This is a genomic window from Actinoplanes sp. NPDC026670 (assembly GCF_040638175.1).
In the GTDB taxonomy this organism is placed as follows: Bacteria; Actinomycetota; Actinomycetes; order Mycobacteriales; family Micromonosporaceae; genus Actinoplanes.
In genome coordinates, this window is sequence record NZ_JBEZXU010000002.1 from 124133 (window position 1) to 136495 (window position 12363).

9 protein-coding genes are annotated in these 12363 nt (G+C 71.6%); 4 read left to right on the forward strand and 5 right to left on the reverse strand.

Annotated elements, in window-relative coordinates; translation table 11 throughout:
- Nucleotides 1-12: 12 nt before the first annotated feature.
- The 3 genes from AB0E94_RS02355 to AB0E94_RS02365 are packed head-to-tail and all read left to right on the forward strand — an operon-like array spanning nt 13 to nt 2710.
- Nucleotides 13-708, forward strand: a complete 696-nt coding sequence (locus AB0E94_RS02355; protein ID WP_360321233.1) for a (Fe-S)-binding protein — start codon at nt 13-15, stop codon at nt 706-708.
- Complete coding sequence (locus AB0E94_RS02360; protein ID WP_360321236.1) at nt 705-2105, forward strand: lactate utilization protein B; 1401 nt, start codon at nt 705-707, stop codon at nt 2103-2105. Before AB0E94_RS02355 ends, AB0E94_RS02360 begins: the two co-directional genes overlap by 4 nt.
- Nucleotides 2102-2710 (forward strand): LUD domain-containing protein, encoded by a 609-nt coding sequence (locus tag AB0E94_RS02365; protein WP_360321239.1) that lies wholly within the window; start codon nt 2102-2104, stop codon nt 2708-2710. The genes AB0E94_RS02360 and AB0E94_RS02365 overlap by 4 nt, the downstream gene beginning before the upstream one ends.
- On the opposite strand, the gene AB0E94_RS02370 is transcribed toward AB0E94_RS02365, so the two are convergent.
- The 5 genes from AB0E94_RS02370 to AB0E94_RS02390 form a co-directional block, all read right to left on the reverse strand.
- Nucleotides 2697-5453 (reverse strand): discoidin domain-containing protein, encoded by a 2757-nt coding sequence (locus AB0E94_RS02370; protein WP_360321242.1) that lies wholly within the window; start codon nt 5451-5453, stop codon nt 2697-2699. The genes AB0E94_RS02365 and AB0E94_RS02370 overlap by 14 nt on opposite strands.
- On the reverse strand, nt 5450-8107 hold the full coding sequence (locus tag AB0E94_RS02375) for a LamG domain-containing protein (protein ID WP_360321245.1): 2658 nt from the start codon (nt 8105-8107) through the stop codon (nt 5450-5452). The genes AB0E94_RS02370 and AB0E94_RS02375 overlap by 4 nt, the downstream gene beginning before the upstream one ends.
- The gene (locus tag AB0E94_RS02380) at nt 8104-8928 is read right to left on the reverse strand and encodes a carbohydrate ABC transporter permease (RefSeq protein ID WP_360321248.1); all 825 of its coding nucleotides are present in this window, start codon (nt 8926-8928) and stop codon (nt 8104-8106) included. Before AB0E94_RS02380 ends, AB0E94_RS02375 begins: the two co-directional genes overlap by 4 nt.
- A complete protein-coding gene (locus tag AB0E94_RS02385) occupies nt 8925-9806 on the reverse strand; it encodes a sugar ABC transporter permease (RefSeq protein WP_360321251.1) in 882 nt (293 codons plus the stop codon). Before AB0E94_RS02385 ends, AB0E94_RS02380 begins: the two co-directional genes overlap by 4 nt.
- Before the next feature lie 63 nt (nt 9807-9869).
- Nucleotides 9870-11147: an extracellular solute-binding protein gene (locus AB0E94_RS02390; protein WP_360321254.1), complete on the reverse strand. Its 1278-nt coding sequence runs from the start codon at nt 11145-11147 to the stop codon at nt 9870-9872.
- A 163-nt stretch (nt 11148-11310) separates the two neighbouring features.
- Between AB0E94_RS02390 and AB0E94_RS02395 the strand changes: the two genes are divergently transcribed.
- Nucleotides 11311-12333 carry a LacI family DNA-binding transcriptional regulator gene (locus AB0E94_RS02395; RefSeq protein WP_360321257.1) on the forward strand — a complete coding sequence of 341 codons (1023 nt, stop codon included), beginning with the start codon at nt 11311-11313 and terminating at the stop codon, nt 12331-12333.
- The last annotated feature ends 30 nt before the right edge of the window (nt 12334-12363 follow it).

A 12363-nucleotide genomic window follows, 5' to 3' on the forward strand; every position in this document is an offset into this window, starting at 1 on the left:
GACGGGCCGACCGTGCGGATCGCGCTCTTCGTCACCTGCGTCAACGACGCCTTCTACCCGGCCACCGGCATCGCGGTCACCCGGGTGCTGCGGCGGCTCGGCCACGACGTCGACTTCCCGGCCGGGCAGACCTGCTGCGGCCAGATGCACGCCAACACCGGCTACGCGGCCCAGGCCGTGCCGATCGCCGAACAGTTCGCCCGCACCTTCGGCGACTACGACGCGATCGTCGCCCCCAGCGGCTCATGCGTCGCCATGATCCGCGAACAGTACCCGCGGCTGATCCCGTCGGCCGCCCCGGTCGCCGCCCGCACCTACGAACTGTCCGAACTGCTCCTCGACGTGCTCGGCGTCGAGGACGTCGGCGCCCGGTTCGCCCACCGGGTCACCTACCACCCCACCTGCCACGGCCTGCGCGCGCTGCGCCTCGGCGACCGGCCGCTGCGGCTGCTGCGCGCGGTCCGCGACATCGACCTGGTCGAGCTGCCCGGCGCTGAGGAGTGCTGCGGTTTCGGTGGCACGTTCGCGGTGAAGAACCCGGAGGTGTCGGCCGCGATCCTGGCCGACAAGTGCATCGCCGTCGCCACCACCGGCGCCGACGTGGTGGCCGCCGCCGACAACTCCTGCCTGGCCCACATCGGCGGCGGTCTCAGCCGCCGCCGCTCCGGCACCCGCCCGCTGCACTACGCCGAGATCCTCGCGTCGTGACCGGCGACTTCCGGCCGGCCGCCGCGGTCGCGCTCGGCAACCCGCAGCTGCGCACCAACCTGCGCCACGCCACCCACACCATCCGCGACAAACGCCTGCACGCCGTCGGGGAACTGCCCGACTGGGAGCGGCTGCGCGAGGCCGGCCGGGCGATCAAGGCCGACGTCCGGCGGCGGCTGCCCGAGCTGCTGGAACAGTTCGAGCAGCGGGCCACCGCGGCCGGCGCGACAGTGCACTGGGCCCGCGACGCCGCGGAGGCCGGGCGGATCGTCGCCGAACTCACCCGGGCCGCCGGCGCCACCGAGGTGGTCAAGGTCAAGTCGATGGCCACCCAGGAGATCGAACTCAACGAGCACCTGGCCGAGCAGGGCATCACCGCGTACGAGACCGACCTGGCCGAACTCATCGTGCAGCTCGCCGACGACCGGCCGTCGCACATCCTGGTCCCGGCGATCCACTACAACCGCGCCCAGATCCGGGAGATCTTCGCCCGCGAACTCGACGACCCACCGGCCGGGCTGACCGACGACCCGGCCGCCCTGGCCGAGGCGGCCCGGCTGCACCTGCGCGCCCGGTTCCTCAGCGCGAAGGTCGCCGTCTCCGGGGCCAACTTCGCGATCGCCGACACCGGATCACTGGTGGTGGTCGAGTCCGAGGGCAACGGGCGGATGTGCCTCACCCTGCCGGACACGCTGATCAGCGTGGTCGGGGTGGAGAAGATCCTGCCGGCCGCCACCGACCTGGAAGTGTTCCTGCAGCTGCTGCCCCGGTCGTCGACGGGGGAGCGGATGAACCCGTACACCTCGATCTGGACCGGTGTGACGCCCGGGGACGGGCCGCAGCACGTGCACATCGTGCTGCTCGACAACGGCCGCTCGGACGTGCTCGCCGACCCGGTCGGCCGCCAGGCGCTGGCCTGCATCCGCTGCTCGGCCTGCCTCAACGTGTGCCCGGTCTACGAACGCACCGGCGGCCACGCGTACGGCTCGGTCTACCCGGGCCCGATCGGCGCCATCCTCGCCCCACAACTGGCACCCGGGCGGCACGAGTCGCTGCCGTACGCCTCGACGCTCTGCGGCGCCTGCTACGACGCCTGCCCCGTCAAGATCGACATCCCGCAGGTCCTCGTCCACCTGCGGCAGCGCAGCCCGCACCCGGCCGGCGAACGCACCGCGATGACCGTGCTCGCCCGCCTGATGAGCAACCCGCGCCGCTGGCGCAGGTCCCTGCGCGCGGCCCGTGCGGGCGGCCGGGTGGTCGCCGCCGTGACCCGCCGGCCGGCCCTGCGACGACTGCCCGGCCCCGGAAAAGCCTGGACCGACTCCCGCGACGCGCCGCTGCCCGCTCCCGAGACGTTCCGGCAGTGGTGGTCCCGCACCGACGGAGGACGACGTTGACCGACGCCCGGACCGAGATCCTCGCCCGGCTGCGCACCGCCCTCGCCGACGAACCGGCAGCCGAGCCGATTCCCCGCGACTACGGCCGGACCCGCGACGGTGACCTGACCGCGCTGCTGGCCGACCGGCTCACCGACTACCAGGCGGTGGTCCACCGGTCGCTCGTCGACGCGTTGCGGCCGCTGCCCCGGATCGCGGTGCCGGCCGACCTGCCACCCGCCTGGCTCGACGGCTATCCCGGCGAGGCGGTCGTCGACGACGGCCTCACCCCGGCCGAGCTGGAAGCCGTGGGCGCGGCGCTCACCGGCTGCGCCGCGGTGATCGCCGAGACCGGCACCATCGTGCTGGACGCCGGACCGGCCCAGGGCCGCCGGGCACTGTCACTGATCCCGGACGTGCACGTCGTGGTGATCCGGCCCGGCCAGATCGTCGGCCGGGTCCCGGACGTCTTCGACCGGCTCACCCCGGGCCGCCCGCAGACGTGGATCAGCGGGCCGAGCGCCACCAGCGACATCGAGCTGAACCGCGTCGAGGGGGTGCACGGCCCGCGCCGGCTGCACGTGGTGCTCCCACGCGCAGCCGGCCCGAACCCTACGGCGAAGTGATCGAGTACGTCACGCCCGCCCGGGTCGGGAACGTGAGCACGTCACCGGACACGGACGGCGTGACCGTGGCGCCCCCGGTCTCGACGATCCGGACCGTCTGCCCCGGCCACGGGTTGCGCAGCCGCAACGGTTTGCCCTGCTCGCTGGTCACGTCCACGTAGTCGACCCGGCCTCCGGCCAGCCGGCTGGACACCAGGAACGCGCCCTTCTCCCGCAGCCGCACGAAACTCGCGTCCCGCCCGGACGGCCACACCGGGAACACCCGGACGATCCCGTCGTCGCTCTGCAGCAGCAGATTGTTGACCGCCTCGGTGGCGCCGGACTTCTCCAGCCCGTGGTGCATGTCGCGGATCCGCAGGTTGGCGTCGGTCTTCGCGACGATCTGCTGCCGCAGCCGGTCGATCAGCACGTCGGCCGGATAGCCGACCCGCGCGGCCTGGGTGAAGACCTTCGGGAAACTGTTCTCCTGGCCCCACGAGTTCATCACGTCGAGGGTGTCGATCGCCCGCTGCCGGTCGGCCGCCGCCGAGTTCAGGCCCAGCCCCTCGCCGGGGTGGATGAACTCCAGGTTGACCGTGTTGTCGCCGGGCCGGATCGTCCGGCCGTCGCTGACCGTGCCGGGGTCGCCGAGCGCGTAGACGCTGCGCCCGCCGGAGGTGGTGGTCGGGACCGGCGGCAGGCCGTCGAGCATCTGCTGCCACAGCGCCCGGGACCCGGCGTCGGCGCCGAGTTCGGTGCTCGCCGCCAGCAGCGAGGTGAGCAGGTAGCGCAGCATGCCCACGTCCGGGCTCGGGTTGCGGGCCCAGGTGCCCTCGTGCGGCCCGCCCCACGTGGTGTAGCGGCGGGTGGCCGGGTCGTACTCCATCCAGCGGCTGAAGAACGTGGCCACCTCCTTCATGAACGGGTATGCCCGGTCCCGCAGGTAGGCCTGGTCACCGGTGTACTCCCAGTAGGCGATGAACTGGGTGACCGCGAACAGTGAGTTGCTCACCTGCTGCCAGTAGTTGTTGTCCGCGGTGCTGCCGAACGGGCCGATCCCGACCGGGAACAGCACCCCGCCGGAGATGCCGCCGGTACCGAACCGTGGCGTGACGTAGCCGGAGTTGACCCGTTGCAGATCCTGGGTGGACCGGCGGCGGGCCTCCGGCAGGTACGCCGAGATCAGGTCCATGTGCGGCAGCGCCAGGTCGGCCCGGTTCGACGGGTACGTACCGTAGAAGTTGGCCATGAAGTTGTAGTTCAGATGCATGTCGCCGCTGAAGAACGGGTCGTCGCGGGTGATCCACAGCCCGTACAGCCCGGGTGCGGTCTTGCCGTTGCGGCTGGCCGAGCCGAGGAAGTACTGGGCCGCGTAGTAGAAGCGTTCCAGCACATCGTCGCCGAGATCCACGTACGAGCGCAGCCAGTACTGCCGCCACCAGTCGAGATGCTGCTGGTAGGCGCTGTCCAGCCCGGCCGCGGACTGCCCGTCGGCCAGGCTGCGGGCGGCCGGCGCCGGTTCGGCCGGGTTGACGCCGCCACCGGCGACCGCGGTCACCAGGCGCACGGTCTGCCCGGGGGCCAGGTCGAACTGGAACCGGGCGGTCCCACCGGACGACGACGCGGTCCCGGCGGTCGCGCCGATCACCCGGGTGGCGAGCGCCGCCCGGGACACGAAATTCGATCCGGACGGGGTGGTCCGCGACGCCCACAGCGTGCTCCCGGAGACCCCACTGGTGTGGGTGTAGCCGCTGCCCGGGGTGACCGCCCCGGCGAAGGTACGGGCCTCCAGCCGGACCGCCGCCGACCCGGCCGACCGGATCTGGGTGACCATCAGGTTGGTGCTCGCCGCCACCCAGGTCTTGAGCACCACCGGCTGCCCGCCGAGACTCATCGACGTGTCCACCTCGCCGCGCAGGATGCTCTGCTCCTCGAGGAACGACGGCGCCGGTCCGCTGCCGCCCGCCCCGTAGAGCTCGAACTGGCCGATCCGGGCCCGCGGGTTCTGCTGCGAGTCGGCGGTGGTGCCCTGGGTCGGTTCGCTGATCACCAGCCGCACCCAGCGGGCGGTCCGCGAGCTGACGGTCCGGTCGGTGACCGCCGCGGTGTTGCCGGTGATCGTGTCCGCGGTCGACCAGGTGGCGTTGTCGGTGGACGTCTGCACCTGGAAGTTCCGGGTGTTGTTGGCGGTCTCCGAGGGCCGGGCCGCACTGTCGTGGCGTACCACGTACCGCGTGAAGGTCTTCGAACTGCCCAGGTCGAGGGTGAGCGTCTGCGGTTTGCCGATGTCGGAGACCCAGCCCTCGTAGCCCGATCCCCAGGCGCCGGACACCGCACGCGAGGGCGGGAACGAGGAATGTGAGCTGGTCGCCGTCGCGGTCGCCCCGAGAGCGAGGTTGCCACCGGTGTTCGCTCCGGAGGCCGCGGTCAGGGTGACCCCGCCGACCGGCACGATCGCCGGGCCGGGGTTGCCGCGCCAGAAGTCGCCCTTGGCGACCAGGAACGTCTTCACGCCGGGGCTGCCGGCCGAGGTGATGCCGATGTCGCCGTTGCCGAGCAGTGCCGTACTCGGCATGCCCTGGACGATCGCGTCCGGATAGTTCTCGCTGGTCCATCGGCCGGTGATCGGGGTGAGCAGCGACTGGATCGCGGCCCACTGCTGGTCGGGGGTGGGGGTGGCGGCCGCAGCCGGTGCGACGGCGAGCGCCGAACCGGCCACGGTGACCGCGGCAGCGAGTGCCGCGGCCAGGAGGCGTCTGTTCACGGATGGGCCCTTTCGAGAGGGCGGCCTCGCTGGGACTGCAGGTTGAGATTGGCCAGTGAGCCGAGGCCGGGAACGGTGACGGTGGACGCGGGCCGGGCCGGGCCGAGGGTGTGGTAGCCCGGCTCGACACCGAAGAGGCCGGCGATGACCGCCTCCCCGATGGCCGCGCCGGCGATGGAGTCCCGGTTCGCGACGCCGCGGCCGGCGACGCGGACCCGGGCCGGGGACGAGCCGGGGACGATCTCCATCGCCTGTCCCCAGAGCCCGCCGGAGGCGGCCCGGGGAGTCCGGCCGAGCACGGCGGCGGCCAGGTCGCGACGGCCGAGCCGGGCCAGGCCGTACGCGGTGACGCCGGGCCACGCGCAGAACGCGCCGCCCGCGCCGTGGTCGGGCCGGTCCGAGTGCGGCGCCATCGGGTCGTCGGCGGCCAGCGCGCGCATCCACGGACCGGCCAGCAGCGCCTCCGACACGAAGTCGACCATCTCGTCGCGGTACGACGGGGGCAGGTGGTCGGCCAGGGCCGCGGTGACCAGCCCGAAGTCCAGGACGTGCCCGATCGTGGTCCGCCCGCCGGGTCCGGCGATGTGCCAGCGGCCACCGCCGGCGTACAGGCCGAGGACGGCCGTGGCCATGATCGCGGACTGCCGTTCGGCGAGCACCGCGCCGTCCGGATCGCCGAGATGCCGCAGCAGGGCCGCGTACGAGCGCAGCATCTTCACGTACGCCGCGTTGAACGAGGCCATCGCGTGCACGTAACCGGGCACGCATTCCAGCACGGTCCACGCGTCCGGCCCGAAGTCGGCGAGCACCCCGCCGGTGGCCGTGGTGCGCCGGTCGGCGAACCCGTAGGCGAGCCGTTCGACATGCTCCAGGACGGTCCGGGCGCCGGCACGCGACGACAGGAACTCGACGTCGCCGGTGACCCCGACGTAGTGCTCGACCAGCTGGAACAGCGCATAGTCGTTGGCGATGTAGAAGTTGCCGAGCGGCCCGCCGCCCCACAGGTCGAAACCGAACGACTCCTCGTAAGGGCCGGACAGCGCCCGGACCAGCCATTCCCGCAGCCCGGCCGGGTCGAGCAAGGCGTACATCCGGCTCCACTCGGTGTGGTCCCAGAAGTAGGTGGTGGTCGCGCCGAGCCGCGGGCCGCCGGTCAGGAACATCGGCGCACCCCGCCCGGCGGTCGTGCTGCGCAGGTACAGCGCCAGCAGCGCGGCCATGTAGTAGGCCCGGCCCAGATCGGCGTCCGGCGTGGTCAGCGTCGGCAGATGCCCGCTGAAGCTTTCGTTACCCGGCGTGAACGCGGCCCGCCACAACCGCCGCCAGCCGTCCTCGGTCGCCGCGAACTCCCGGTCGAGATCATCGGCGGCCCGCTGCGCGGCCACGGCCACGTCACCGGTGCCGAAGGCACAGACAAAACCCAGGTCAGCGGTCTCACCAGGCCCGAGATCAAGGCGCCACACCGCCCGGGCACCGGCGCCCTGCAACACCACATCCGGCGGTACGGCGAACGCGTACGCGGCCCGTGCCGGCGACCTCGTGTCGCTCACCGTGACGGTTCCGTCGACGAGCGTGGCCCGCCACCGTCGCGCACGTGCCCAGTGCCCGGTCCTGACCACCTCGGCGCCGTCGACCCGCAGGGTCACGTGGTCATCGGTCACGTCGACCGCGAAGGCGTGCCAGCGGCCCTCGGTCAGCGGTTCGCCGGCGATCTCGCGTTCCCCGCTGATCCCCAGCCAGAGCCGGCCGTCCTCGACACCCACCTGGAGTGAGTCGGGCGTGTTGCCGTGGGTGAACAGCACCCCGTCGTGCCCGGCGTCGTCGAGCCGGACCTCACCGGCGATCCGTCCCGGCACGAGCGCGAACGTGCCGAGGGTGACCTCGCTCTGATCATCGAGTTGGACGATGCCGGACATCCCGGGCAGGCCCCGGACGGCACCGCGCACCGACGACCGGTGCGGGTACACGGTGTCCGCGCTGACGTGCCGGGGCAGCTCGAACTCCAGGAGCATCGGCGCGCTGTCCTCGTCCCGCTGGATGCCGGGCAGCCGGGGCCGGCCCAGCCGCAGCCGCCGCGGCCCGGCGCCGAGCAGCCACGGCCGGTCGCCACGGGTCGTCTCCCGGATCCGTTCCAGGCCGTGGTAGTCGTGCTCGTCGTGCCCGTTCCACGGGACGGTGTGCAGCCAGCCCCATCCGGTCGTGGAGTGTGCGATCGGCGCGTACAGGTCCTGGCCGATCTCCACGACGGCCCGTTCCGGCCGGTTGTTGGTGACGGTGACCCGCCAGAGCAGCAGATCCTTCTCGTACGCCATCCGGGTGTCGGTGACCACGGTGACCGTGTCGCCGCGGTGTTCGCGGCGCACGCCCCACGGTTTCCAGAGGAACCGCTGTGCGGCCACCGCGGTGCCGTCGACGGTCAGCGTCCCGGTGTGGTACCCGCCGGTGAACGGGGGAGCGGCGAGCCAGGAGATCGAGGTCAGGTCGTGGTTGACGTGCGCCTGACCACGCTGGTTGCGCAGCGACGGCAGGTGGCCGAGGTCGTCCGCGTGGACCCATTCGCCGGCGACGTCGTCGAGGTTGGGCACCGCGCTCATCGCGCCGGACCCGCGGTCGGCCGGGCTCTTGTCGCTGTGCCCGCGGTCGGCCGGGCTCATTTCGCTGAGCCTGCGGTCAGGCCGGCGACGAACTGCTTCTGCACGGTCAGGTAGCCGATGACCGGCAGGATGCCGGCCAGGAACATGATGCCGAAGAGCTGGCCGTAGTCCACTGAATACTGTCCGATCGTCAGATAGAGGCCGGTGGTGATGGTCTGGCCCTGGAGCGGGCCGAGGATGAACAGCGGGTTCAGGAAGTCGTTCCAGATCCACAGGGCCAGGAAGATGACCACGGTGGCGGTGGCCGGCCGGACCAGCGGCATCACGATCTGCCACCAGATCCGCAGGCCGCTCGCGCCGTCCAGGCGGGCCGCCTGGACGATGTCGTCCGGCACCGACCGCAGGAACCCGACGTAGACGAAGACCGCGAACGACAGGTAGCCGCCACCGAGGTTGGACAGGATCAGCCCGGGATAGCTGTGGTCGAGGCCGAGCCAGGTCAGGATCCGGATCGTCGGCAGCAGCGTGACCTGCGGCGGGATCATCAGCCCGGCGGCCAGCACGAACAGGATGACCGCCTTGGCCCGGCCGGTGCGCCGGGACAGCCAGAAGCTCAGCGCCGATCCGAGCGGCACCAGCAGCGCCACCGAGCAGGCCACCACGATCAGTGAGTTGCGCAGGCCGAGCAGGATCAGCCGGTCCGGGCGGGTCAGTGCCTGGGTGAGGTTGTCCAGGGTGGGCGGCAGCGGCAGCGACACCGGGTTGCGCAGGATGTCTGGCTGCGACTTGAACGCGTTGACCAGCATCAGGTAGATCGGCGCGACGAACAGTACCGTGACGATCGTGGCGGCCAGCAGCCGCAACGGTGCACGACGGGTCACAGCGTCACCTCACGTCGGCGCAGGAGCCCGGTCACCGACAGGGCGATCACCGCGGACAGGGCGAGAAGGATCATCGCGACGGCGCTGGCGTAGCCGACCCGGTCGCTGGTGAAGGCCAGTTTGACGATGTAGAGCGCGGTCGACTGGGTGGACTCGGCCGGTCCGCCGCCGGTGAGCACGGCGATGATGTCGTACAGCTTGAGCACGGTGATCAGGGAGATGGTGACGCTGATCGTGGTGCCGGAGGCGATCATCGGCCAGATGACCTTGCGGAAGCGCTGGGTGCCGCGGACACCGTCGATCGAGGCCATGTCGTGCAGTTCGAGCGGGATGTTCTGCAGCGCGGCCAGGTAGACCACCGTGGTGAAACCGCTGAGCACCCAGGTGACCACCACGCCGATCGAGATCAGGGCGGCGGCCGGGCTGCCCAGCCACGGGTACGGCTCGTCGAGCACTCCGACCTTCAGCAGAACGGTGTTGAGCAGCCCGTTCTGGGTGAGGATGGTCTGCCAGACGAACGCCACGATCACACCGCTGAGCACCTGCGGCAGGAACGCGAGCGTCCGCATCACCCGGTAGCTGAGGCTGGTCCGGTTGAGCAGCAGCGCGAACCCGACACCGAGCGCGTTGGCGGCGACGGTCACCCCGGCCGCGAGCATCAGCGTGAAGCTCACACTGGCCCGCAGCCGCTCGTCGCCGGCGGTCTCCCGGTAGTTGTCGAGCCCGATGAAGTCGGCGGTGCCGCGCAGCGGGTTCTCGTTGGTCAGGCTGCTGCGCAGGCTCATCAGCAGCGGCAGCACGAGGAAGACGAGGTAGAGGCCGATCGCCAGGGCGGCCAGCAGGCCCAGCCCCCGATCGCCACGAAGGGTGGTGCGCATTCACTCTCCTAGAAGGACCGGCCGGGGCCCCTGACAAGAGGGGGCGGGACCCCGGCCGGCCGGCTACTGGGTGGCGGTCTTCCAGGCGTCGTCGAGCTTCTTCATCGCCCCGGCCACGTCGTCACCGGTGAACAGCGCCTGCCCGGTGGCGTAGAACGCGTCGTTGACCCCGGGCGGCAGCGAGTCGTCGTTGGTGGCCCAGGCGATCGCCGACACCTTGTTGTTCTGGCCGGTCACGTACGCGTAGGAGTCCTTGAACACCTGGGTGACGGTGACCTGGTAGTCGTCGAGGGTCTTGCCCTTGATCATCGGGAACGCGCCGTCGGTCTCGATCAGGGCCTTGAGATTGGCCGGGTTGAGCGACCAGGCCCGGCCGAACTTCTCGGCCAGCTCGGTGCTCTCCGCCTTGGCGCTGATCGCCATCGAGCCGCCGCCCACGAACGGCACCACCACCGAGCCGTCGTCGGTGGGCCACGGGAAGGACCCGAAGTCGTCGGCGTTCTCCTTGGGCACCGAGCCGAGGAACCAGCTGCCCATCGGGTACATCGCCGACTTGCCGCCGGTGAACCGGGTGATCGAGTCGGCGTACTTCACGCCGAGCGCACCCTTGTCGAAGTACCCGGCGGCCACCAGCGTGCGGTATTTGCCGACCGCGGTGACCACGTCCGGGTCGCTGAAGGAGACCTTGCCGGCGTACCGGTCCTGGAGCCAGTTCGGGTTCTTCCCGAGGATGTCGGCGCTGAGGATGCCGACCAGGGGCATGCCCGCCGCGAACGGGTCGGCGCCGCCCAGCTCGATCGGGGTGATCCCGGCCGCTTTGAGCTTGTCGCAGGCGGCCAGGAACCCGGCCCAGTCCTTCGGCGCCTCGGTCACTCCGGCCTTGGCGAACAGGCTCTTGCGGTAGTAGACCTGCGGCACGATCTGCGAGTTGGTCGGCGGGATGTAGACCTGGCCCTTGAGCGTGTTGGCCGACGGCAGCAGGAAGTTGGCGTCGATCCAGGTCTTGTCGTACGGCTTGAGCAGCCCGGCCCCGGCGAAGTTGGACGGGGTGATCGACTGGAGCAGGTCGGGGAACTGGCCGGACTGCTGGAGCTGTTTGGCGTACGCGTCGCGGTCGGTGCTCGGCGCGACGATCTTCTGGATCGTGACGCCGGGGGTCTCGGCAACCGCGGCGGCGATCGACTGATCCCAGAACGTCGCGGTCAGGCTCGGAGTTTCGAAGACAAGGTAAGTCAGCGCGGTTTGCCCGCCTTTGCCACCTGAGCCTTCGCCGCCGGAACAGGCGGCGGCGAAGGCGAGAAGACCGGCGAGACCCGCCGCGAGCAGCGGCTTTCGTTTCACGGTTGCACTCCTGCCGATGAGGGCTGGTGGAAGAGTGAAGATCACTTGAGATAACGTTATCCCGGAGCTTACGAAGTTTCGGGACGGTGTCAAGGGTGTTGCACCGGCCCGGCGGCGGCCGGAAATGATGGCCGTCGCGTGGCGGAGACGGAAGGATGGGCCGATGGTCGAGGTTTCGGAGCAGCGCGGGCCACGTAAGCGGGCCACCATGCTCGACGTCGCGGCGGCCGCGGGTGTCGGCCTGCGCACCGTGTCCCGCGTGGTCAACGCCGACCCGACGGTCGGGTCGCACCTGGTCAGCCGGGTCCAGGCGGCGATCGCCGACCTCGACTACGTCCCCGACGAGCGGGCCCAGCAGCTGCGCCGCGGCCGCAGCGGCACGATCGGCGCGGCCGTGCGCAACCTGGCCGACGCCCACCCGGTCCTGGACGCGGTCGACCGCGCGGCCCGCGCCGAGCAGCTCGCGTTGCTGGCGGTGTCCACCGACGACGACGAGGACCGCGAGCGCGAGGCGGTCCTGGCGATGTGCCGCCGCCGGGTCGACGGCCTGGTCATCGAGCCGATCGGGCTCCGGCACGACTACCTGGCGGCGGAGATCGACGCCGGGATGCCGGTGGTCGCGGTGGACCGGCCGGCCGCCGGGATCGCCGTCGACGCGGTGATCTCCGACAACGCGTCCGGGATCGGGATGGCGTACCGGCAGCTCGCCGTGCACGGCCACCACCGGATCGGCTACCTCGGCGACGACGAGCGCATCTTCACCGGCCGGGAGCGGGCCGCCGCCTTCCGGGCCTGTGTGGCGGCCGGTGGCGGCCCGCTGGACGGCATGGTGCATCCCGGACCGCTCTCGGCGGCCCGGATCACCGCGGTCCTCGACGGCCTGCGGCGGGCCGGCGCCACCGCGCTGATCACCGGAAACGCCGAGACCACCATCGAGGTGCTGCGACAGCTCGGCCCGGACGCCGGCCGGCTGGCGATGATCGGGTTCGACGACTTCCCGCTGGCCGACATCCTGCGCCCGGCGCTGACCGTGGTCGCCCAGGACAGCCGGCAGATCGGGGCGGTCGCCATCGACCTGCTGGTCAAGCGCACGGCCGACCCGGCCCGTCCGGTGCAGACGGTCACCGTGCCGACCGAGTTGATCCCCCGCGGCTCCGGCGAGATCCGGCCGGAGGAGGTCGGATAACGTTATCCCGACCGGAGCCGCGGGGAGTGT

What these genes read in the sequence shown, in the direction of transcription:
- AB0E94_RS02385 (WP_360321251.1), bottom strand. Translation starts at nt 9,806, where the DNA reads ATGCGCACCACCCTTCGTGGCGATCGGGGGCTGGGCCTGCTGGCCGCC.
- AB0E94_RS02375 (WP_360321245.1), bottom strand. Translation starts at nt 8,107, where the DNA reads ATGAGCCCGGCCGACCGCGGGCACAGCGACAAGAGCCCGGCCGACCGC.
- AB0E94_RS02395 (WP_360321257.1), top strand. Translation starts at nt 11,311, where the DNA reads ATGGTCGAGGTTTCGGAGCAGCGCGGGCCACGTAAGCGGGCCACCATG.